The 22,626-nt window shown below is 49.6% G+C and carries 18 protein-coding genes; 3 read left to right on the top strand and 15 right to left on the bottom strand.

Annotated elements, in window-relative coordinates; translation table 11 throughout:
* Window position 1: 1 nt before the first annotated feature.
* Complete coding sequence (locus tag B160_RS0113385; protein WP_018628432.1) at window positions 2–1,198, bottom strand: Pycsar system effector family protein; 1,197 nt, start codon at window positions 1,196–1,198, stop codon at window positions 2–4.
* 409 nt (window positions 1,199–1,607) lie between these two features.
* Complete coding sequence (locus tag B160_RS0113380) at window positions 1,608–2,369, bottom strand: helix-turn-helix transcriptional regulator (RefSeq protein WP_169540063.1); 762 nt, start codon at window positions 2,367–2,369, stop codon at window positions 1,608–1,610.
* Between the two features lie 194 nt (window positions 2,370–2,563).
* On the opposite strand from B160_RS0113380, the gene lysS reads away from it, so the two are divergent.
* Window positions 2,564–4,087 carry a lysine--tRNA ligase gene (gene lysS / locus B160_RS0113375; protein ID WP_018628430.1) on the top strand — a complete coding sequence of 508 codons (1,524 nt, stop codon included), beginning with the start codon at window positions 2,564–2,566 and terminating at the stop codon, window positions 4,085–4,087.
* Window positions 4,088–4,184: 97 nt separating this feature from the next.
* Window positions 4,185–5,270 carry an aminotransferase class V-fold PLP-dependent enzyme gene (locus tag B160_RS0113370; RefSeq protein ID WP_018628429.1) on the top strand — a complete coding sequence of 362 codons (1,086 nt, stop codon included), beginning with the start codon at window positions 4,185–4,187 and terminating at the stop codon, window positions 5,268–5,270.
* Between the two features lie 71 nt (window positions 5,271–5,341).
* Here B160_RS0113370 and B160_RS0113365 read toward each other — a convergent pair whose 3' ends face one another.
* The 12 genes from B160_RS0113365 to B160_RS0113300 form a co-directional block, all read right to left on the bottom strand.
* Window positions 5,342–6,115, bottom strand: a complete 774-nt coding sequence (locus B160_RS0113365) for a 3-hydroxybutyrate dehydrogenase (protein WP_018628428.1) — start codon at window positions 6,113–6,115, stop codon at window positions 5,342–5,344.
* Window positions 6,116–6,335: 220 nt separating this feature from the next.
* Window positions 6,336–7,214 (bottom strand): SMP-30/gluconolactonase/LRE family protein, encoded by an 879-nt coding sequence (locus B160_RS0113360; RefSeq protein WP_018628427.1) that lies wholly within the window; start codon window positions 7,212–7,214, stop codon window positions 6,336–6,338.
* A complete protein-coding gene (locus tag B160_RS0113355; protein WP_018628426.1) occupies window positions 7,201–7,824 on the bottom strand; it encodes a Gfo/Idh/MocA family protein in 624 nt (207 codons plus the stop codon). The genes B160_RS0113360 and B160_RS0113355 overlap by 14 nt, the downstream gene beginning before the upstream one ends.
* A 26-nt stretch (window positions 7,825–7,850) precedes the next feature.
* On the bottom strand, window positions 7,851–9,425 hold the full coding sequence (locus B160_RS0113350; protein WP_245562204.1) for an SLC5 family protein: 1,575 nt from the start codon (window positions 9,423–9,425) through the stop codon (window positions 7,851–7,853).
* A gap of 10 nt (window positions 9,426–9,435) precedes the next feature.
* Complete coding sequence (locus B160_RS0113345) at window positions 9,436–10,821, bottom strand: hypothetical protein (protein ID WP_018628424.1); 1,386 nt, start codon at window positions 10,819–10,821, stop codon at window positions 9,436–9,438.
* Window positions 10,822–10,833: 12 nt separating this feature from the next.
* Window positions 10,834–11,598 carry an SDR family NAD(P)-dependent oxidoreductase gene (locus B160_RS0113340; protein WP_040679868.1) on the bottom strand — a complete coding sequence of 255 codons (765 nt, stop codon included), beginning with the start codon at window positions 11,596–11,598 and terminating at the stop codon, window positions 10,834–10,836.
* 14 nt (window positions 11,599–11,612) lie between these two features.
* The gene (gene dgoD, locus B160_RS0113335) at window positions 11,613–12,791 is read right to left on the bottom strand and encodes a galactonate dehydratase (RefSeq protein ID WP_018628422.1); all 1,179 of its coding nucleotides are present in this window, start codon (window positions 12,789–12,791) and stop codon (window positions 11,613–11,615) included.
* Window positions 12,792–12,815: 24 nt separating this feature from the next.
* Window positions 12,816–14,165: an aspartate aminotransferase family protein gene (locus tag B160_RS0113330; protein WP_018628421.1), complete on the bottom strand. Its 1,350-nt coding sequence runs from the start codon at window positions 14,163–14,165 to the stop codon at window positions 12,816–12,818.
* A gap of 53 nt (window positions 14,166–14,218) precedes the next feature.
* Window positions 14,219–15,496, bottom strand: coding sequence for a Gfo/Idh/MocA family protein (locus tag B160_RS0113325; RefSeq protein ID WP_018628420.1), 1,278 nt, complete (start codon window positions 15,494–15,496; stop codon window positions 14,219–14,221).
* A 51-nt stretch (window positions 15,497–15,547) separates the two neighbouring features.
* Window positions 15,548–15,991, bottom strand: coding sequence for a DUF4998 domain-containing protein (locus B160_RS0113320; RefSeq protein ID WP_018628419.1), 444 nt, complete (start codon window positions 15,989–15,991; stop codon window positions 15,548–15,550).
* Entirely contained in the window at window positions 15,937–16,317 is a 381-nt protein-coding gene (locus tag B160_RS0113315) for a carboxypeptidase-like regulatory domain-containing protein (RefSeq protein ID WP_026309747.1), read from the bottom strand. The genes B160_RS0113320 and B160_RS0113315 overlap by 55 nt, the downstream gene beginning before the upstream one ends.
* Before the next feature lie 623 nt (window positions 16,318–16,940).
* Window positions 16,941–17,579 (bottom strand): GntR family transcriptional regulator, encoded by a 639-nt coding sequence (locus B160_RS0113300; protein WP_018628416.1) that lies wholly within the window; start codon window positions 17,577–17,579, stop codon window positions 16,941–16,943.
* A 272-nt stretch (window positions 17,580–17,851) separates the two neighbouring features.
* On the opposite strand from B160_RS0113300, the gene B160_RS0113290 reads away from it, so the two are divergent.
* Window positions 17,852–20,464, top strand: coding sequence for a GH116 family glycosyl hydrolase (locus B160_RS0113290; RefSeq protein ID WP_040679866.1), 2,613 nt, complete (start codon window positions 17,852–17,854; stop codon window positions 20,462–20,464).
* A 443-nt stretch (window positions 20,465–20,907) separates the two neighbouring features.
* Here the strand turns inward: B160_RS0113290 and B160_RS0113280 are convergent, their stop codons facing one another.
* A complete protein-coding gene (locus B160_RS0113280; RefSeq protein ID WP_018628412.1) occupies window positions 20,908–22,380 on the bottom strand; it encodes a glycoside hydrolase family 32 protein in 1,473 nt (490 codons plus the stop codon).
* Window positions 22,381–22,626 lie beyond the last annotated feature (246 nt).

The raw sequence follows: 22,626 nt of genomic DNA, 5'->3' as shown, positions 1-22,626 counted from the left end.
GTTAATCATTAAGGATCATGGCAACCAGGAACCCGATCACGGAAAAAATGATCCCGAACATAAAAATATTGTATGCCAGGCGCAGTAATTTATATTTCCGGCCCAAAACCACCCCCTGCGCAAATACATCCTTGATCAGCGTATCATACAGGAAATCCTTATCGCCCATGATCTTTCGCATACCGGAAGCATATTCGTCGAGATGCATCCGGTAAAAATTACCAAAGAACAACAGGTTTATCTTTTTTGTGTCGACTTCCTCCTGTGTAAAAACCCCGTTGGGCAGGCTGGGCCGCGTTGCCAGGATGCCCACTACCATGGTGATCACCGCTGTTGCGAGGATCAGGAATGTCGGATATACCAGCGGGTCATCGGCGTCCAGTTTTCTTAGCAATAAGGTAATAATGGCCGAAAGGATGATCGAGTTTACAGTAATGAGGATCTGCGCCTTGTTGTCTGCCATATCGCTCAACCGCTGGTTATTGGTGGAAGTGATCCGGAACATCGTTTCAATACCCCGGCCGGGCTCTTTGATGCCCTTTTTGCCGGTAACAGCCTGTCCGGCGCCTTCCCCGGCGGGCATTGCCGCTTCTGCTGCTTTTTCCTGTTGCCTGGAGAGTAGTTTTTCCAGATTTTCCTGTTTTTTATCATTTAAAAGCAACCGGCAGTAATCGGTGTGGTACCGATGCTGCTGCAACAACAGGATGGTGCTGTTGCGCCAGTCTTCTTTTGAGATCTTCTTTTGAAAAGCCGCTTCTTCCTCCTTACGCATCAGCTTATTGAACGCGTCAAACCCTGCTGTGCCCAGATGGAAAAGATCGGCATCACATACAATGGCCTCCAGGCGGTTAGCCGGCCGCTGCGGCATTTTTGTGGCCCGGATACAGCCGGTTACCGCATCGATCAGGGAGCGATCTGCTCCTTTTTGCTCCAGGAAACCGGCGGCTATACCGGCGCCTGTTTCCTCATGTCCCACCCGGTCGCCTGCATAATAACCGAGGTCATGAAACCAGGCAGCGGTAACCACAACGGCATATTCGTTCTCCGGCAGCTGGTAATGATCGGCAATCTGTTTGGCCGCGGCAACCGCATGGGCAATATGCTCCAGGTTGTGATAATACAACTCAGACCTGGCATGACCGGCAATGTATTGCCGCACATATTCCTCTACATCCAGCAATAAGGCAGTGTACTCCATTCTATCTTTTTATTTGTATGGCTATTTAGAACCTTGTTTACAAAGAAAATAGCGGTCGTTAAAGATACGACGGGGAATTCAAAATCATCATTTCCATAATGGTCTGCGTCGTGTAAACGCATCTCATTTTAGCGATCCGGCAGGAAGGAGCATGGTGCGTATAGCAAATGTGTAGTTTTGATAAACCCGGGATGTTGATTCCGGCAAGGGGAAGCAAAGGTATTTTCCGGGGCCGGATTCTGCGCGGTTGTATTGTTCCAAATCTTCGTATGGACATAAACAAGGAAAGACCGGCCGGTGGGTGTACCTGAATAACCAGTGGCCCGTTCACGTGGGATCACAGGAAAATTCTAAACGGTCTTTTACGTATACCGTTGTTTGACCGGATCCTGCGATTAAACGGCCCTTCTTAAAGGAACAGCCCAAACCGGGCCAGTTCACGGAAGCTGGAGCAGTCCAGTTTGCGCATGATATTTTTCCGGTGGGTCTTCACCGTCTCGCAGGAAATAAACAGCCGTTCTGCTATTTTGCCGTTCTGCTGCCCGTCGATGATCATGGACAGGATCTTGCGCTCCTGCCTGGTCAGCTCCTGAAATAGCGGAAGGTTCTTTTTTAAAAAATCATGATCATTTAAAAACCGCCGGAACCGGCTTATATAATAAGGAAGGTCCTGGGCCTCCATCTCCACCTGGATCACCACTTTGGCCTTTTCCGCATTCCAGCCTACTGCAATGGCGGGGTCTTTATCCGGAAGCGGGGCCGTGGATTCCTCTTTTTTTGTTAACCATTCCAGCGCCTGCGCTTCATGCGCAAAGAAACCAGGCCTCAGCGGTGCCCTTCCGGCCTCAAAGATCTCATAAACGGAAAGCATTGCCAGCAGATCCTGGCTCACCAGGATCCCCACCTTTTTGGTAACTCCTTTTTGCGCGCCCGGGTAGTTCAGAAAATCATCTGTCCATTGCTGCTCCCCGGGCGTGATGATGTGTTTGAACCGGGTATTGTCCCAAAACGTGTAGCGGGGAAGCACCCGCTCATATACCTCCTTAAACGCCTTTATGGCGCTTACATATTCATCAGAAGTACTGCACTTCAAAAAGCTCCCCTTTAAAATATCGACAGCAGGGATGTACTCGATTGAGAACTTATCCGTCTTGTACAGGTTTTGGGACATACTTTTTATATTAGAACAAAGATAAATATAACGTGCTTTTCTCCAAAATCCGCCCTCCGGACGGCCGGCAATCTTTTCAATAAAGGACTGCATCGCCACAGCCTGTTTGGCATGCACCCGCCTCCGGAATGAGAAATCTCTGAAAATCTCTCTAAAAAAGTATCTTTGCCGCTCATAAAAATCCGGAGCAGTTCATGAGCATACAATCCTTTTCCGAGCAGGAAAAAATAAGAAGGGAGAAATTACAAAAATTAAAAGAGGCGGGTGTGGACCCTTACCCCGCGGCTTTGTTTCCCGTAAGTCATTATTCCGCCGACATCAAAAATAATTTTACCGAAGAAAAAAAAGAAGCATTCGCCCAGGTAAGCCTTGCCGGCCGGATCATGAGCATCAACGACAAAGGAAAAGTGTTCTTTATAAAGATCCAGGACCAGCAAGGGCTTATCCAGCTCTATGTAAAACGGGATGAGCTTTGCCCTGGCGAAGATAAATCGTTTTGGGAAAACGTGATAAAACACGGGTTGGATCTGGGTGATTTCATCGGCGTGACGGGCTATGTTTTCATAACAAAAACGGGAGAGACCTCCATTCACACACAGACCCTTACCCTGCTGGCTAAATCGCTGAAACCCCTGCCGGTGGTAAAAAGGGATGAAGACGGCAATGTATTTGATGAGGTTACCGACCCCGAGTTCAAATACCGGCAGCGTTATGCGGACTTGATCATTAACCCGGCCGTGCGGGAGACCTTCCTGAAACGCACCCGCCTGGTAAATTCGATCCGGGAATTTCTGAATAAAGAGGGCGCATTGGAGGTGGAAACACCGGTGCTGCAATCCATTCCCGGAGGCGCCGCCGCACGCCCGTTTAAAACACACCACAATGCGCTGGACGTGCCTTTTTACCTGCGCATCGCAAATGAGCTTTATTTAAAAAGACTGATCGTGGGCGGGTTTGACTGGGTGTATGAGTTCAGCCGCAACTTCCGCAATGAAGGGATGGACCGAACCCACAACCCGGAATTCACCATTCTGGAATTCTATGTGGCCTATAAAGATTATTACTGGATGATGGAAACCACGGAAAAGCTCCTGGAAAAGGCGGCACTGGACGTATGCGGCGCCACAGAGGTTCCGGTGGGCGACAAAACCATTTCCTTTAAGGCGCCTTTTCAGCGCGTATCCATTTACGATGCCATTAAGGAGCATACCGGTCACGACGTAAGCGCCCTGGATGAAGAAGGACTGCGTACCGTTTGCGGGGAACTGAATATCCATGTGGATAAAACAATGGGCAAAGGCAAGCTGATCGATGAGATCTTTGGCGCTAAATGCGAAGCCCATTATGTACAGCCTACGTTTATTATTGACTATCCGGTGGAGATGAGCCCGCTTACCAAGAAGCACCGCAGCAAACCGGGGCTGGTAGAGCGCTTTGAGTTGATGATCAACGGAAAGGAAATCGCCAACGCCTATTCGGAGCTCAATGATCCCGTAGAGCAGCGCGAGCGGTTTGAAGAGCAGACCAAGCTGCTGGAACGGGGGGATGAAGAAGCAATGTACATCGACCACGATTTTTTACGGGCGCTGGAATACGGCATGCCCCCCACATCGGGGATCGGCTTTGGTGTGGACCGCCTGGTGATGCTGCTGACCAATCAGCCCTCGATACAGGACGTGCTGTTCTTCCCGCAGATGCGGCCGGAGAAGATCGATTAGTTAAAAGGGGCCCCTATATTTTTGAGGAGGGTTAGACCTAACAGGTCTTAAAGACCTGTTAGGTCTAACCCTCTTTCTTTGTACTTTTATTAAAAAAATGCCCGAAGATAAAAAACCGGTATATCTGAATACTGCAGCCTGCGGCCTGATTGCCAATGATGCCCTGCAGGCAGGCCTGCGTTTGTATAACCATTTTGAAAACAGGGCCTCCATTGCCAGCGAAAACTGGCGCGACCTGGAAGGCCCGGTCATTAAGGGCAATATCGCAGGGTTTATGAACACCGCTCCGCAATACATTGCGCTCATCCCTAATTTTTCATACGGTTTCAATGCTGTGGTGCAGGCCCTGAGTGGCAAAGAAAAGGTGCTGCTGTACCGGAAAGATTATCCTTCGGTGTACATCCCGTTCATGATCAATAATTTTAATATTGTTTGGCTGGATGATGAGGACGGCTTTTTGGTTGATCTGAACAAGATCGAGTCGCTGATAAAAACCGAAAAGATCGACATCGTAGCCATCAGTCATGTACAATGGCATACCGGCTTTAAGCTGGATCTGAAAGCCTTGTGCAGTGTCTGCAGGGCACACGGTGCCCGCACCCTTATCGATGCCACACAAAGCCTGGGCGCCATTGCCACTTCGATCCCGGAAATATTGCCGGACGTGCTCATTGCCAGCAATTACAAATGGATGAACGGCGGGTTTGGCACCGGCATCCTGTATATGGATCCTGAATTTGCAGCGCTGTACCCCCCAAAAATATCCGGGGCGAACAGCAATGCCTTCCGGTTCTCCGATCTGTCTTTCGACCTCAATACCAGCATTACCAATTACGAGCCCGGGGGCGTAAACATGTTTGGTTTCTCTCTGCTGAATAAAGCGATCGAAGAGAAGACCGCAAAAGGCATGGAACAGATCGAAGCGCACAACAGGGCCCTTACAGAAATATTGCTGCAGCAATTGCTGCGGTATGCTGTTCCGGTTGTTGGTGTTCCTGATATGCAAAACAGGAGCCCGATCCTTGTTGCGGAAGACCGGAACGGATTGCACGCGCATCTCTCTAAAAACAACGTGATCACTACCGGGCGTAATGGCACGGTCCGCTTCAGCATTCATTTTTATAACACGGAGGCAGACATCGATGCTGTTGCCCGTAGCCTTAAGGATTGGGCCAGGGAGTAAGCCCGGGGCATCCAGGGCCGCTGAAAAGTACGCTTTTCCTTTATTCCGGAATTCAGAAAATCCGTTGGGGGCTACTGTGCTGTATAGCCGCCGTCTATTACAAGCGATTGTCCTGTTATCCCCTTTGCGTTTTCCCCCGTAAGAAACAAAACAGCTTCCGCAACCTCCTCTACGTTTAATAACCGTTTTTGCGGTACCAACGGATAAATGACCTCTTCTAAAACCTTTTCTACTGAAATGCCACGATTTTTAGCCAGGCCAGCCAGCTGACTTTGTACCAGCGGTGTATCCACATAACCGGGGCATACAGCGTTTACAGTAATTCCAAACGCAGCACCCTCCAGTGCAGCCACTTTGGTGAGGCCAATGACGCCATGTTTGGCACTGTTATACGCCGCTTTTCCCGGAAAACCGATCAACCCGTTGATGGAAGACATATTGATAATGCGGCCGAACCGCTGCCGCTTCATAATGGGAAATACATGCTTGATGGCATAGAAAGGGCCGGTTAGCATTACTTTTATCAGCTGCTCAAATTTCTCTGAAGGAAATGCTTCTATCCTGGAGATGTGCTGCAGGCCGGCGTTACTTATAAATATATCCAACCGGCCAAACCTGTCAGCCACATATTGAATGCTGCTCTCCAGGCTTTTTTCATCGGTAACATCGCAACCCAGACCTAAAGCCTTTGCTCCTTTTTCACATAAAATCCCCGCTTTTTTCTGAGCCTGCTCCCCGTCTAAATCAGCCAGTACAACGGTTATATCAGCTGCAGCTAACACACGGGCAATTTCAAACCCGATACCGCTTGCAGCACCCGTAATGATTGCAATTTTATTTTCCATATTTGTACAGGTTTTTATACGATCATTTCCGGAAGATCTTTTCAATAATAAAATCACCCGGCACAGCACTTTTTATTTCCGGCTTACAATTTCTTAATATACGGAAACTTTCATTACACCAGGGGGTGTCTGATCAACGGGTGCATTCCAAATTGCCGCCCTTCAAATCAATGTAAGGTCACCCTGAAGATGTCATCCTGATTCCCCGGGGGCGGCTTGCTTAGTCCCGGAATTTATGAGGCGGCAGGCCTTTACACCCTGTATTTTTACAAACAAATACCTGACCGGCGAGCGGCTGTTCTTTTAAAGCTTCATCGCTTTGCCCGGTCATTGCAGTGGTGATATATAGATCTTCCAGGTTTTCACCTCCAAAAGTACAGGAAGTAACATTCACTACCGGCAGCTGTATTTTTGAAAGGCATTTCCCCGAAAACGGATCATAGCGGATCACCGAGCTGCCGCCCCAAACAGCCACCCATAGCATCCCCTCATCATCAATCGTCATTCCATCCGGCATCCCCTGCGTTTCGGGGATCTGTATGATTGTACGTTTGTTACTGATGGTACCCATTGCTTTGTCATAACTGAATGCGGTCACCTCCCGGGTAGGACTGTCAATGTAATAAAATAGCTGATGGTCCGGGCTCCAGGCCATTCCATTGGAACAGGTAATATCCGTTAGCTTTTTAACAACGGTATGCTCTGCCTCTAATGCATACAAATTTCCCGCCCCGGGTTGTCCGCTACAGTAGTTCATTGTTCCGGCCCAGACACGTCCCGCCGGATCACATTTAGCATCGTTAAACCGGTTTTCCGGCAGGTCCTCTTCAATTTTTGCCAGGCAGGCCGTGGATCCGGTAGCCGCATCCATGTAGGCAAAACCATCTTTTAAAGTCACGATCAGTTTTCCTGAGTCACATAACAGAACCGCACTGCACAGGTTTTCCGTTTTTATTTCCCTATGAATTTCGCTGGCTATATGGTATTGATGTACCGCTCCCTGGTTGATGTCCACCCACCAAAGGCATTGTCTTTCCGGGTCCCAAACGGGGCCCTCACCCAGCTCACAGGCCGGCACTCTTAAATTAAAGCATTCCATATGCGGGTATTTTAAGTGTTTCACCGTTTCGCATTGCGGATGCATGCGCCAGAATGCCCGGCAGCGTGTAGGCCATTGCTTCCTCGATCCCGATCCGGGGCTTCCGGTTATTGACGATGGCATCAATGAACTCATGGGTCAAAAAAGTGTGCGAGCCGCCATGGCCACTATCGATCCTGAGCGGCTCGGGGAGCAGCGCTGTCTGCCACCATTCAGGCTGGTCGTATTGTTCCGCAACAGTGGCCGCTGTTATAAAGCCACCATCATCGGCTCCTCTTTCAGCGGTTTGTTTTACCATTTGGCATTCTTCAATGCTCATACCAAGGGGAACGGCACAAAGTACATGCTTCCCTGCATTCAGCGCAGCAATGGTATGCTCCGCATGGAGGGGAGCAGGCGTAAATAATGCCACCGCATCGATAGCCGGATCTTTCAATAATTCTTCCAGCGAAGCATATTGCTTGCGGCATTTATAGGTGTTGCCCAGGTAATGTCTTTCTTCTTCAAAGCAGGCGCTCACCGCCTCAACCCTGCAGGCCGGATGCAGATGAAAATAGAAGGACGCGCCAAAGCCGGCTCCAACAATTCCGATATTGACAATATTACGCATACAATCGTTTCTCCTGTTGCAGAATATCAGGCGTACCTGACATAGAAAAAAAGAACCACCGCGGTAACAATTGCCCACCATATTACCGGGTTTCGCACGCCTTTGTACAGTGCCGCCTGGTCCGAAGGAAGCCTTAAATGCCGGCGGGTCCATATCAACCCGGTCAACTCGGATGCAGGTTTGGGTTTGGTTGCCAAACTCACCAGGGCACAAACGATCATGCAAATCCAGAATACAATTCCCGTACGGTTGAAAAACGGCATGGATGGAAACAAAAACTCCAGCGCAAGCGAAAGCGGTATCGTTAAAATGCCCGCAGCAATTGCACCCGCGTGGGTGGCCCGTTTCCATAAAATCCCCATTAAAAACATGGTGGCAATGCCCGGTGTAAAATATCCATATGCATTCAACAGGTAAATAAAGATCGGCTTCTCTGAATACATCAGCAATAATCCACTGCAGATAATTCCTAAAATAATGACCGCCATACCGGATATTTTCCCAAAAGAGACCGACTGTTTTTCAGAAGCATTGGGTTTTACATACGGCAAATAGACATCCATTGTTAATATGGTAGTACAGGAATTGATGGCTCCTGAAATATGCGACATAATTGCGGCAATAAGACCAGCCATGACCAGGCCCACCAGACCTGAAGGCAAAAGGTTTTCTACCAGTACTGCAAAAAGAAGATCCGGTTTTTCCAGATCCGGAAATAGTTTTGAAGCCACGAGGGCGGGAAATACAATTGCCAGGGGAAGTAAAAATTTCAGGTAGTTGCCAAAAACAACACCCATTCTTGCATGCCATTCATTCTTTGCCGCCAGCGTCCGCTGAACAATGAACTGGTTCGTTGCGCTGTAAAATATACTGATGCAGAGAACGCCGCCTAAATACATCGTCCATGGAAAATTAGGGTCATTCGCGGGACGCAGAAGGTCCCAATCTTTGGTTGTTTCCAATACTGCAGAAAAACCACCAGCCGCATCAATGGTTACATAGGACAGGGCAAACATCCCCAGCATAAGTACCACCAATTGGATCATCTCTGTCCAGATAACAGCCCTTAAACCTCCGGCAATGGTATAAACACCGGTTGTTATAGCCAGTACGATCACGCTGGTGATGACCGGTATCCCCAATAATGAATGCAATGTTAAAGCACCCAGGTACAGCACCGCACCTACTTCCACGATGATATACGTTAACAGAATAAGGATCGAATAAATGGTGCGTGCAGATCCTCCAAACCGCTTTTGTAAGAACTCCGGCATTGTATAAAAGCCATTACGCAAGTAGTATGGCAGAAAGATCCACAACAGCGCGTTGTAACCAATCAAAATGGCCCCCCATTCAATGGCTACCGCTACAAAGCCTTCGGTATAGGCCACGCCCATAACGCCCACCAGCTGATGGCTGCTGATATTAGCAGCCATAATGCTTCCCCCGATCATCCACCAGGGCAGTTTGTCCCCGGCAAGAAAATAATCCCTTTTTGTGGAAGCACCCTTTTTTGAAACAAACAACCCGATCAATACAACCGCGACTATATATATGCCGAATATGATCATATCCAGCAGTGCAAAATTCGTTTTCATCATCTGAGTTTTGTTATAAATCCATTATGTTCCTCAGTTCTGTGGCGGCAGCATCCGTTAATGCTTCCAATGCGCCGGCGGCAAAGGGCGTTTGCCAAACCGAATAAATATCAAAATCATACATTTCTGCCGGAGGCAGATAACCAATATGACCGTTCACTACATTCATTACTGCTACGGGAAAAGGCGATAATGCCTGTCTCAGATCCTGCTGAAAGCACGAGTAGGCCTCGTTTGGCTGGCCAATGAAGCAACACTCACCAATGCGCCAGATCCATAGAGGGATTGCGGCCGGATTTTTTTCACCCAGGCTCCTCCTGATCGCACGCTGCCTCCAAAGCCGCTCCTTTAAAACAGGATCGTCGCAATTTTTCCAGCGCGCTTCTATTTCCTGCAGGGAGGGCAGGGGCTTAAGCTCCATTTCTATATAAAGCAACCGGGCCTCCAGCGTTGCCGAAATTTCCCGGTGACGTTTTTCCCAGATCGCCAGGCTGGCACCGGATTCAATCGTTTTTGTAAAGCAGAGCTGTTGTTGCGGAGGTAACATAGATTCCAGTATTGACAACACAGCATATCCCAGCCACCGTCCGTAACGATCTGCCAGCTCGTTGTTTCCCGAATATTGCTCAGCCGGCGCCAATTCTCCGGAAGCGCCCTGCAGAAAAAGACAAAGCCCCCCGGCCTGCTCCTGCACCAGGCTGCGCATTGCGCCGATATAGTCCGGAGAAATTTTCTTATTCTCCCAGGCCAATGTGGTGGGATGACAGGCGTAGTTAACAATGGTTGCAATGATGGCCCCCTTCTCATTGGTGGCTCTTCCTACTAACAAAGTATCATCTGCATCTTTTCCGGGGCTAAACCCTACAAGTACTTTGGAAGAATCTTCAACCGGCTGATCGCGGTTACGGGCGAGGCCACACTTGCCGTAGTTCCAGCAAAGGGTGCCGGGCTCTGCGGTTGCCATCGCTTCCTGTATGGCTGCAATTGCCTGGGCCTGCAGCTGCTGAAGATATCCCGGAATCAATTCACCGCCGGGCTTATCGCTGTTTTCTGTAAGCAGGTTGGGACCGGAATGCGTATGGGAAAAGCAGATCATTAACCCGGGCTCGTCCAGCTCAAACGCTTTTAGCAGCGCCTGCCGGAAGCGTTGCTCGTCCTCCGCAACGCTCCACCATCCCAGGTCAGCCGCTATAAGGATCAGCGGTTTTGCCGCAGCGTCAGATTTAAACACGATACAGGTCAAACAAAGTCCGTGATGAATGCCTGTTTTTATGCTGTCATTACCCGCCCCCCAGTTTTTGGAATAGATCCCCACCGGTGGGGTAATGTCTTTTTGCGCGGCTCCGATCCATCCGCTGAAACCTGCGTTATAGTATGAAGAACGGTTTTTAAATTTCATAAAAATTTGCTTCTATGTTAAAGAAAGGCCCCCGTCCATTAATAAGGTACTTCCCGTCATCTGCCGGTTGGCAGGATCGCAGAGGTAAACGATCTGTTCGGCCACTTCCTCCGCTGTGATCACCGTTCCCACCGGAATTCGGGCTCTTGCCGCCTTTTCATTCTCGGGGTTGTCTTTCCAGATCTGCCCGGTCAGTCCTGCCGCCACATAGCCCGGTGCAATTTCATTGACCAGGATCTGGTGCGGCGCAAGCTCCAGCGCCATGCATTTGCAGAGCATGGTCATACCGGCCTTTGCCACTGAATAGGCTGGTATGTACGCATGTGCACGTGCCCCCGCCCAGCTTCCCACAAACACAACGCGTCCGGGGAGCCGGTGCTTCAAAAGCAGCGCCGTAGCTGCCTGAGTGAGATAGAAAGCGCCATTCAGGTTCACGTCTATATCCCGCCGCCATTCTTGCGGTGTAATGTCATAAATGCCTCCTACCCTGGTGATCGCGGCGTTCGCAATGATCAGCTGCGCTGTGCCCAAGGTATTATGAACGGCATCCATCCAGGCCTGTACGGCCGCTGCGTCTGCAATATCTACTTCATCATAGGTGCATCTTACCCCGGTATCCTCGACTATTTTTATTTTTTCCACCACCGATGCCGGGGGCAACACATCACAGAGGGCAATATGGGCGCCCCGGCCTGCCAGCGCAAGAGCCGTGGCAAAACCAATATCGCCCATGCCGCCACTGATTATGGCTACCTGGTCTTTGAATATTTTTTCCATATGCTGCACAGTTTTTACCAATCGCCTACGCTGCCATCTTTATAAAAGGTCCGCTGCAATACTTCCTGCTGAAAAGGATGCTTTTTTACTTCGGCTTCATTGATCTCAATTCCCAAACCCGGCCGGGTATTGGGCAGCACGATCCGGCCTTTTTCCTGTACGCTAAATCCTTCGCTTACCACATCGGCCCGCCAGGGCACATCATTATGTACGCTTTCACAAATAACATAAGAAGGCGTGGCAAAACCAAATTCAATTGAAGCGGCAGTGCTCACAGGGCCTTGCGGGTTGTGCGGAGCCACTGCAATACGATAGGCTTCTGCCATGGCAGCGATACGCCTTGCTTCGCTCAAGCCACCGCAATGCGTAATATCCGGCTGGATCACACTAACCGCTCTTCTTTCAAAAAGCTCGCGGAAGGCATGAATCGTTACCAACCGCTCTCCGCTTGCAATGGGCGTGGAAACCGACCGTTGAATTAAGGCAATGTCTTCCAGCGTTTCGGGCCAGCAGGGCTCTTCAAAAAAGTAAAGCCCGTAAGGTTCCAATGCCTTAGCAAACTGCATCCCCATCCGGGGGCTGGGCCGCGCATGGCAATCCACCATGATGTCCACGCTGCTGCCAACGGCTTCACGCATGGCGCTCACATTGGCTTCGGCATAGTGTATCGGTGCCAGCCCTTCCAGCGGCATGGTTTCCGGTACAGCCATCGACTTAAATGCCGTAAAACCGTCTGCTACCGCCCGGGCTGCCAGTTCTCCAAATCGCTTTGCATCATCCGGTCTGGTTTCGTAAAAATCTTCCATTTTTCCTCCGCCCAAGTGGCAATACAGGCGGATATAATCCCGTACACGGCCGCCCATCAGCTCATGACAGGGCACTCCATGTATCTTACCCAGTATATCCCATAAAGCGATGTCGATCCCACTGATGGCGGTGCCTCTTACAATACCGTTGCCATGCCAGAAATGCTGCCGGTACATCATTTGCCACAAATATTCTATGCGCCTGGGATCTTCTCCAATTAAAAGCTGGGAAATATCTTCAATGGCTCCCACCACAGAACGGGTATGCCATTCCAGCGTAGCCTCTCCCCAGCCCCACAATCCCGGCTGATCCGTCACCACCTTTACAAAGATCCAGTTACGCATCCGGGCGTTACATACGTAAGTTTCAATTGCCGTTATTTTCATTGTTGAACGATTCAATCAGGTTTCCTAAATGGGCTGGAGGCGTTTGCTGAATAATGCGGCCACAACAGCAGCTGTTTTTTCCAATGTTTCCTGTATGTCTTTTTCTGTATGCGCAAACGAAATACTGCCCTGTTTAAAAGGCAACGGGAAATTAAAAATTCCTTCGTCGATCAGCTTTAAGCGATACGCCTTATCAAAGGCCGAATCGTTATGAACAGCAATATCATGGAAGTCTACCGGAGCATGGTCCATAAAATACACACAATATGCAGATCCCTGGCGGGCTACGTAAAAGGACTTGTCATAACCGGAAAAAATAGCGTTCAATCCTTCTTCAAGCATTTTACCAAGCCGCTCTACATGTGCATAAACATTGAATTGCGGCGACGACAGCTTCTTTAAAGTAGCGATTGCAGCAACCGTCGTTAGCGGATGGGCATTAAAAGTGCCTGCAATCAGCACCCGCTTTTCCTTTTGTTCATGAATGAAATAGTCCATGTATGCTGCTTTGCCGCCAATAACGCCCATGGGATACCCATTGGCCACCGCTTTTCCAAAAGTACTCAAATCCGGAACAACCCCACAAATACTCTGGAAGCCTCCCAGGGCGTGCCGGAAGCCCGTCTTCACCTCATCAAAAATCAACAAAAATCCTTTTTCATCCGCCATTTTCCTCAGACCTTCAAGATATCCTTTTTTGGGCTTTACAATGCCGATATTCTGGAGGATCGGTTCAAGAATGATACACGCAACCGGAAACCGCTTCGTAATGTATTGCACGGATTCCAGGTCGTTGAAATTAATTACGTGCACCAGGCTTTTGTGCTGTTCCGGAATGCCGGCGGATAAAGCGTCGAACGGATATGCTCCCGGGCTCACCCGGGGGCCAACGTCCTGCAGGTTGCTGATCACATTTCCCGCTACGTCATTGTGCCAGCCATTATACCCGCCCTGCATGATGATGATATGATCCCGGCCGGTAACTGCCCGCGCTATACGGATGGCGTGATAGGTTGCTTCTGACCCCGTAGTGGTGATTTGCAGCTTGTCCACTGTAGGAACACTCTTACAGAAAAGCTGCGCAAATTCGCCTTCGAGCTCCGTAGGTCCGGCACCCATCAGCACTGCCTGGTCCTTAATCGTCTTTAAAACCGCCGTATCCACATCCGGGTCATTATGCCCCAGAAAAGTGGCCGCAAAACCGGCCTGGTAATCGATATATTCGTTCCCGTCCACATCCCATACCCGGCTGCCCCTGCCGCTTTTAAAGCAGATATTGGGATCCGATTTCCGGTTCAGCGATACCACTCCACCCGGGATCCATTGTTGGTTTTTTTCTAATAGTGTTTGTGATCTTTTTCTTATTTTACTCATTCTGTTCTTCTAAATTTATTACGTTAAGTAGTGCATAAAAAGAGGCGCCCCCCTTACCACATTTTAAACTGGGGGATCTTCATCCATTCACCGTCCTTCAGTGAGGACTCGTGGGCAATTGCTCCGGGAACGGTCAAATTCAGCGCCGTTGCTACATCCACAAGCGGATGCCGGTTCTGTAATAGGGCGGTAACAAACTCATTGGTAAGCGGGCCATGGGCGCCGCCGTGCCCGCCCAGCTGCATGGTGGGAGGAATGGGGGGCCTTGAAATAGCCGCCGGAAGCCCTTTAACGATTCCCTGGTATTTGCCGGTATAAGAACCTTTTTCGCCTCTTATACGACCGGCTTCCGCACCAAAACCCGGAGTGTCCCAGCTAATGGTCATCCGCGACGACGCATTGTCGCTGGTCCGGAACAACGCTACCTGGGTTCCGAAGCCGCTTTTATAGACATTGTTGGAGGGCTGGTATTGCGGCACCGTACTGCGCAATCCCAAACAGGACACTTCTGTAAAGCTGGCCCCCGAAACACAGATATGATAGGCTGTGGCATGGGTAGGATAGAACATCGGCGGCATTCCCTCCCTCCAGTTTTTATAGCCGCCCAGCGGGGTACCAAAATAATGATAATATTCTCCCTCAGAATAGATGAGCTTGCCAAAAGCTCCCAGCTTATACAGTTCCCGCATCTCATGCACATCAGCATGGTAAGCAGACGTTTCAAACATCATGTATTTTTTACCGCTCCTTTTTACCGCATCATATAGTTTATAGGCATCCTCCACTGAATTAAATACGGCGGGCACCGCGCAGGCCACATGCTTACCGTGCTCCAGCGCGGCAATGGCGTGTCTTGCGTGGCTGGGCGCATCCGTTGCAATAAACACAGCTTCTATCGTGTTGTCTTTGATCAGTTCTTCCAGGGAGGGATACGTTTTATTGCACCGGGTAACCTTTGCCAGTTCGGCACAACGATCCGGGAACAGGTCACTCACCGCAGCTACTTCAACATTTGGATGATCCTGGAAGCCAAACTGGGCGGCAAATTTGCATACGCCATACCCGATCAGACCTACCCGGATCTTCCAGTCGGATACCGGCACCCAGTCTTTGGAAGCACTTTCATCGGTTGCGGCCTTCTCAAAACCGGCGATCTTCGGGGTGTCAGCAGCTGCAGGCTTCTGCTGTGTCTTTTTGGTTGCGGTGCAGCCGATCTGGAGCAATCCGAAAGCGGCCGCGCCTGCACCCGCTGCATGCAGGAAGGACCGGCGTGAGAACGCCTTGTCTGGTGGTAGATTCACGTTTTCTTTTTTGTCATTTTCATTTTTCATATTCTGTTGATTTAATCGTCTGATAATAATTTTTATCCGTTTTATAAAAGCCTATGGAATGAGCGTATCCGGGTTGGTGTAAAAGGTATCAATGGCATTCCCGCCCGGTACAAACAGGGTCCGGTAGGTGATCTCGGAGTCTTGTAAATCTTTTTCCAGTACCGTTTGCGCCGTGGTTGCCGGGTCTGTTATGACATGCAGTACCCCATCCTTATCCGTATAGGTCAGTTCTACCGCAGCCGCATCTTCCCCCGCGTCATACCAGTTGATCTGCGCACCGGATCCCGAAACTGCAGCGGATCTTATCCCGCGGTTCACCAATGACTGCTCATATACACTTCCGTACACAACCCCCGATAAGCTTACCCGGATCGACCTGCTCCCCTTTTTGTCGTAGGTATATACATCAAACTCCGAAGGCTTTATACTGGTAACGGCCCCTACCACCTCCTGCTTTTTCTGCGTGCCATACGCAACCACCACCACTTCATCCATATTGGATATGCCTCCTCCAATACCACTTTCAGTTTTTCTTCCGCAGCCAGCTCCTGTGTTTTATACCCCACCAGAGAGAACACAAGCACCGAAGAATCCGGCAACTCCAGTACAAACCGGCCATTGATATCTGTAATCGTTCCCGTACTCCCGTTCGATTTTAACTGAACCGTTACCCCTGGGAGCGGATTGTTCGACACACTTGTTACGATCCCCGTCACTTCAACCTTTTTTTGCGCATACGCGCTACCGGCAACCAGCATCCACATCAGCAACGGAATGACTCTGGCAAAAAGAACAATCGTTTGGTTTCTTTTTTTATCCATGATGAAGATTAAAAAGATGGCAAAATGCTTAAATTATCTGTGTGCAATCGCTTATTTATTTACAAATATATGGTTATTTTATAAACAAAAATAGATATGATTTTTTATTTTTTGCATACGATCTTACATCATCCGGAAATACCGGAGCCTCAAAAACGGTTTCCTGGTGACAGGGTGAGCAGAAGCTTATAAAAATACAACTAGCTTATTACTAATATTATATGACTGCTTTTACACCAAAATTTCTTTCCGGACGGTCGTACTTTCTTTTAAAACGAATGTATTCCGGAATCTGAAAAAAAATAACCGGGAAACGCCCTGCGCATCTTTATTGGCGAATATGTCGACGGTTAATGTTTGTTTATTGTAGTTATTTTTAAACAAATATTGTAAACATTAATGATTCACAGACAGCCCTTGCAGAACGTACAGGGTATGGAAACAGGGCTTTTAGCCCTGTGACACTGCATACCCGGCCGGGTACCCGGTATCTGAAAAAGGAACCGGTCGTCTACGGATGCAGATCCGCACCCCAGGGAACAATCCAACTATGAACAAGTTTTGGGGCGCTATTGTAATAAGAGGCCTTGCCGGATGATGCCCCGGCCGGTTAATAAGGTGTGTTATTCGATTTCAGTTGCAGAAACTTCTCCCCTGAGCAGGTGCTTTACCAGCAGGGTTTCGGCTTCCGGCAGGTCTTTTTTGATAAGGGCATTCAAAATAGCACGATGCTCCTTATCTGTCAGTTCAAAATCATTCATATAGGCGCTGGACTGCCCCAGCTTCAAATGAAAGATCGGTATGTTACTGGAGATGTAAACATTCTTCAGCTTTTCATTTCCGATAATATTAAAAAACATTTCATGAAACCGTACGTCCGCTTCACAGGCTCCGCCATAATACCCGTTCTTATACATGGACGTAAAATCATCGCAGATCTTATTCATTTCCTCAATATGTGCCGCCGTGATCTTTTGTATCGCCAGGCGGAGCGCACCCAGTTCCAGCACCTCACGCAACTCACGCAGCTCATGAATATCGCCGGCCTCCATGGATTTTACATAATACCCGCCTTTTTCCCCTTTCTTCAGCAGATTCTCGCCATAAAGCCGGTTCAGCGCTTCCCGTACAGCAATACGGTTCACCTCCAGCTTTTTTGCCCACTGGTCCTCCTTTAAACGGGTACCGGGCAGGAGCTGGTTTGATAAGATCTTGTCTCTTAAGGCACTATAAACTTTTTGTGATAAAGAAGTTTCTTTCATGTTATAAACAAAAAATTATCATTAATGTAAACACGGGGAGATACAAAAGTAATAATAAAAAAATGAACTTTTTTTCTTTCATGAAATCTCGGTTCCGGCAGGGAAGCGACCTTCCGCATCATTGATATCGCCTGGATCCGCGCGTTTTTCCCGATCCTTTTTCTTCATGATTTTCTTGTACTTTCTTATGGCATCCTCATACTTTTTTATTGCTTATACGATTAAATTGGATGTTTTCCTACCTTAGTTCTTCCAATAACAACACGATTGCCATGACAAAAACCCTCCAAAAGAGCAGACGTTCATTTATTAAACAGATCGGAGCAGGTGGGCTCGCTGCTGCCTGTCCGGTATCCCTTTCGGGCAGAGATGCCTATATGCCTGGCCAGGAAACCGGAAAAATGATACCCGGGAGCGATGCCCATACCTATAATGGTTTTTATCAAAAAGATCATTTGAGCCGGGTAGCCTTCCCTATAGGTGGCATCGGTGCCGGCATGTTTTGCCTGGAAGGCACCGGGGCCCTCTCGCATATGTCGATCTATCATCGTCCGGAGGTATTCAACGCTCCGGCTATTTTTGCCGCCATTGCAGTAAAGGGTACAAATCCGGTTGCCAAAGTCATTGAGGGGCCCGTTCCCGAATGGAAGATCTTTGGTCAGCGCGGCGCGGCCAACGGAGCATCCGGATCCACATACGGACTGCCCCGCTTTCGATCGGCTCGCTTCCTGGCCCGGTTTCCCTTCGCAACCATTGATCTTGCCGATAAAGAAATCCCCTTAAAAACCACGCTCACCGGCTGGAGCCCCTTCATACCCAATGATGAAGATCATTCTTCGATGCCGGTGGGAGCCCTGGAATATACCTTTAAGAACACCGCCACAAAGACGGTAGAAGCGGTCTTTTCTTTTAACAGCAGGAATTTTGTAGCAAGGAATGAACAGCAGGGGACGATCAAAAAAACAGCAGGCGGTTTTATCCTTAGCGCAGCAGGAAAGAACCAGCAGCCTGAGCTCCGGGCGGATTTTGCCATTTATACAGACGACCCTTCAGCAACGACAGAACGCGGCTGGTTCCGGGGCCGGGGCTTTGACCCGCTTACGATGGCCTGGGGCGCCATTGCACGCGGCGATACCGCCGATACCGGCCCTGCCGCTGACGATATTCCCGGGGCCTCCCTACTTGTTCCTCTTAAGCTGGCCCCCGGGGCTACAAAGACAATACGGGTACTGATGGCCTGGTATGTGCCGGACACGGCCATGCACTTTGGAGCCAAACAAGCCGAACCGGACAAAGACTGTGATGCCGGTAATTGCTGCAATGCCATCGACTTTGGTCTGGAGCAAAAAGAAAAAAAAGAGCTTCCGAATTATAAGCCCTGGTACAGTTCCTTTTTTAAAAATATAGAGGAGGTTACCGAATACTGGCGCAGCCATTATACGGCACTGCGCAAAGACAGCGCGCTCTTCCGGGACAGCTTTTATTCCAGCACACTGCCTCCGGAAGTAATGGAGGCCGTTGCTGCCAATTTAACCATCCTTAAAACCCCAACCGTACAACGGCAATATGACGGCCGTTTCTGGGCCTGGGAAGGCTGCAGTGATGACAATGGCTGTTGCCACGGCAGTTGCACGCATGTGTGGAACTACGCACAGGCCATTCCCCATCTGTTTCCCCGCCTGGAAAGAAGCCTGCGCAACACAGAGTTCTGCGAAAGCCAGGATAACAAAGGGCACCAGACCTTCCGCTCCAATTTACCCATCAGCAATGCAACGCATACCTTTCACGCGGCAGCAGATGGCCAGCTGGGCGGCATTATGAAAGTGCACCGCGAGTGGCGCATCAGTAACGACGGGGCCTGGCTACGGAAAATTTACCCGCTGGTGAAAAAAAGCATTGACTACTGCATCGATACCTGGGACCCCAAAGAAAAGGGCGTGGTGGAAGAACCACACCACAACACCTATGACATCGAGTTCTGGGGACCCGACGGAATGTGCACCAGCTTTTACCTGGGCGCCCTGCAGGCAATGATCCTGATGGGAAAACACCTGCGGGAAAACGTTTCCCGGTATGAAGCGCTTTTGCAAAAAGGGCAGCAGTATATGCAGACCACCCTGTACGACGGGGAATACTTCATCCAGCAAATAGAGTGGAACGGACTGAAAGCCCGCAGCCCGCTGGAGGACCCTGCTGCAAAAAGCAGCTACTCTTCCGAAGCATTTGAACTGCTGAAAAAAGAGGGGCCCAAATACCAATACGGAAAAGGCTGCCTTTCGGACGGTGTACTGGGCGACTGGATCGCACGGATGTGTGGCATGGAGGGCATTCTTGACCCGGAAAAGGTAACGAGTCATTTGCGCTCCGTGCATCAATACAATTTTAAAAAGAACCTGGAAGACCACGTAAACCCCCAACGGCCCACTTATGCCATGGGCAACGAGGGCGGACTGCTTCTTTGCAGCTGGCCTAAAGGCGCCAAACTATCCCTTCCTTTTATTTACAGCAACGAAGTGTGGACGGGGATCGAGTACCAGGTAGCGGCACACCTGATGCTGATGGGACAGGTGCAGCAAGGACTCCAGATCGTAAAAACCTGCAGGGACCGGTACGACGGCCGTATCCGGAACCCTTTTAATGAATACGAATGCGGGCATTGGTATGCCCGCGCCATGTCGAGCTACGGAATGCTGCAAGGACTCACCGGCCTCCGGTATGATGCCGTGGAAAAAACATTGTACATCGACTCGAAGGTTGGCGATTTTACCTGCTTTTTAAGTACGGCTACCGGCTATGGCACGGTAACTTATAAAAATAAAAAGGCAGCGGTTAAAGTTGTCCGCGGGAAAATTGAGGTTGACAAGACCGTTATTGCGCAGGCCTGAGCTTTTGTAAACAAAGGCGCATGTCCTGGTGCACCCGCGTGAAAAATATTTTTTCCCGGGTGTCTTCCGAAGGAGACGCCCGGGAAATGGGTTCGGACATTCGTTTGCTTCGTTTTCCGCAGATCCTTATTTAGGGGCTGATACAAACGCGGAGCAACCATCTCGCGCAGGCCTCCCGGGCCGTGCGAAGCCATCGCTTACCCGCAGCATAGCAGGCAAGTAACGGAACTGCACAGGTCCGCTCCTGCACCGCAGACCCGCGCAAGATGTTTTGATTGATTACTGAGTTAAACAGCATGTCCTATTTATTGCTGTTTTGATCCGGGGAAACATACAATCAGGATTTGAAATATTACAACAGGGTTGGTATCCGGACCTGTTGGAGGGTCACACCTTTTCAGGGAGGCTGTTTTCATGCATTCCGGGAGGCACGCACCATTAGATCAGAACAGCGCAAAAGAATAAATGTCGGCATCCCGGATGATAAACTTTATCCGGATCGTTTTCCCCTTCAGTTCGCCGAGCGAAGCGGAGCCCCAGCTTATTTCCTGATCAATCCGGTCGCCGGTCATCTTTTTTGCGTCCCTTTCCGAAAAGCCTGCGATCTCGCGGAGGCTTTCATCCAGGAAAACAACTTTTACATACCCTACGGAAGACGTTGAATAGTTCAATAAAAATTTATTGCCGTCCAGTTGAAGCGGCCTGGTGAGTACGTAGCCCTCTTTATATCCTGCATGTAAAGAGGCAAACCCATCCGTTCTTAACGTCATACGTTGAATATGGCATTCTTTTGTTCCGTACGCACGCGTTACATAAACAGACATCTCGTTTTGCCCCGTGGGTACCACGCCCAAAGCGGGGATATTGCTTCTTGCTGCCCAATTGTGCACATCCAGGCCCGGCCGGATGAACGACTCCATAAACGGCCGCGAATAGTTATTGCCGCCGCGGCTGGTCAGCAGCACCGCATCCGAGATCCCCTTGCGCATTGATCTGGCTATGCCGTTCTCATTCATTTCGCTTTCCGTAAGCGCCACCGCATGGGGGCTGAAACGAAAGGGCAGGGATACCAGGAGCTGCGGTGCACGGAAGTAGGGCTGGGTTGCATTGGTGTACAGATCTTCGATGATGCCGTTATCAAACTGCATGCGCTGCGGTTCGGACCAATGAATAAAATCTTCGGATACGGACCGGGCAATGGTGCGTACCCCTTTGAGGAGAGTACTATCCCCCGGATGATCACCCGTCCATACCCGCAGGTAAATTGCGTACTGCTGCTCTGAAGGCAGCCAGGCCAGTACATTCTGCGAATCCATTCCATACCCATCCGGAAACAATGGTATGGAATCTTTTATCTTCCAGTGAATACCGTCGGCCGACACGTACCGGTACAGCCCCCGCATACTGCGCCTTTTGGAAGACGCTACCCCGCCAACGGCCTTATATCGTTCGCCCGGAGCTGCAGCGGGGTTCTGATCATAGATAACTGAAAAATTATGGCTTGCCTGCAGCCGATCACCCAAAAGCACCACATTGTTCTCTAAAGAACCATTTATTTTGAATTGCCTGTATGCCGGCTTTTGCCAATGGACGCCATCCCGGCTTTCTGCACAGCAGGTCACCTGCTTTTTTATATCCTCTGTTTCTCCAACGCCCCGGTAATACATCCGGTAAAGACTTCCGTCATGCGTAACAGATACATACGCACCGCTGAAGACCCCCTCCCAGCCCGCGTCAAATTTAATGGCGGTTTCTGCCGCAACCGGTACACCCAACCGGTTTTCGACACCAGCCATTTTGTCTACCAGGTAATTGTCCGCAAACAGCTCGCGTTGTTGTTTTAAAACGATCTGAGGCCGTGCTGCGGTACCGGCCAGCATGCACAGGATGGCAAAAGCAATTTTTTTGTAGCACATACAATACGTCTTTTTATTCCAGCTTGCCGGCTCCTTCTGTTATTACGATTCTTTTGCTTTTTACCTGAGCGCATCATTGAAGCGGTCTGGTCATGGCGTCAAGAGCCCAACGGCGAAAGGCGAAAGGATCTTTTTTTAAACCCGGCGCGCAATTATACCCTTTCCGGTAGCACCATTTATTGCCCGCTTCGCAGCGGGCCGCAGCCGGCTCTTCAAAAGGATGTAATAAAACTAACCGACTTAGAC

The organism is Niabella aurantiaca DSM 17617, from assembly GCF_000374125.1.
GTDB lineage: Bacteria > Bacteroidota > Bacteroidia > Chitinophagales > Chitinophagaceae > Niabella > Niabella aurantiaca.
This window is presented reverse-complemented; position numbering and strand designations above follow the sequence as displayed.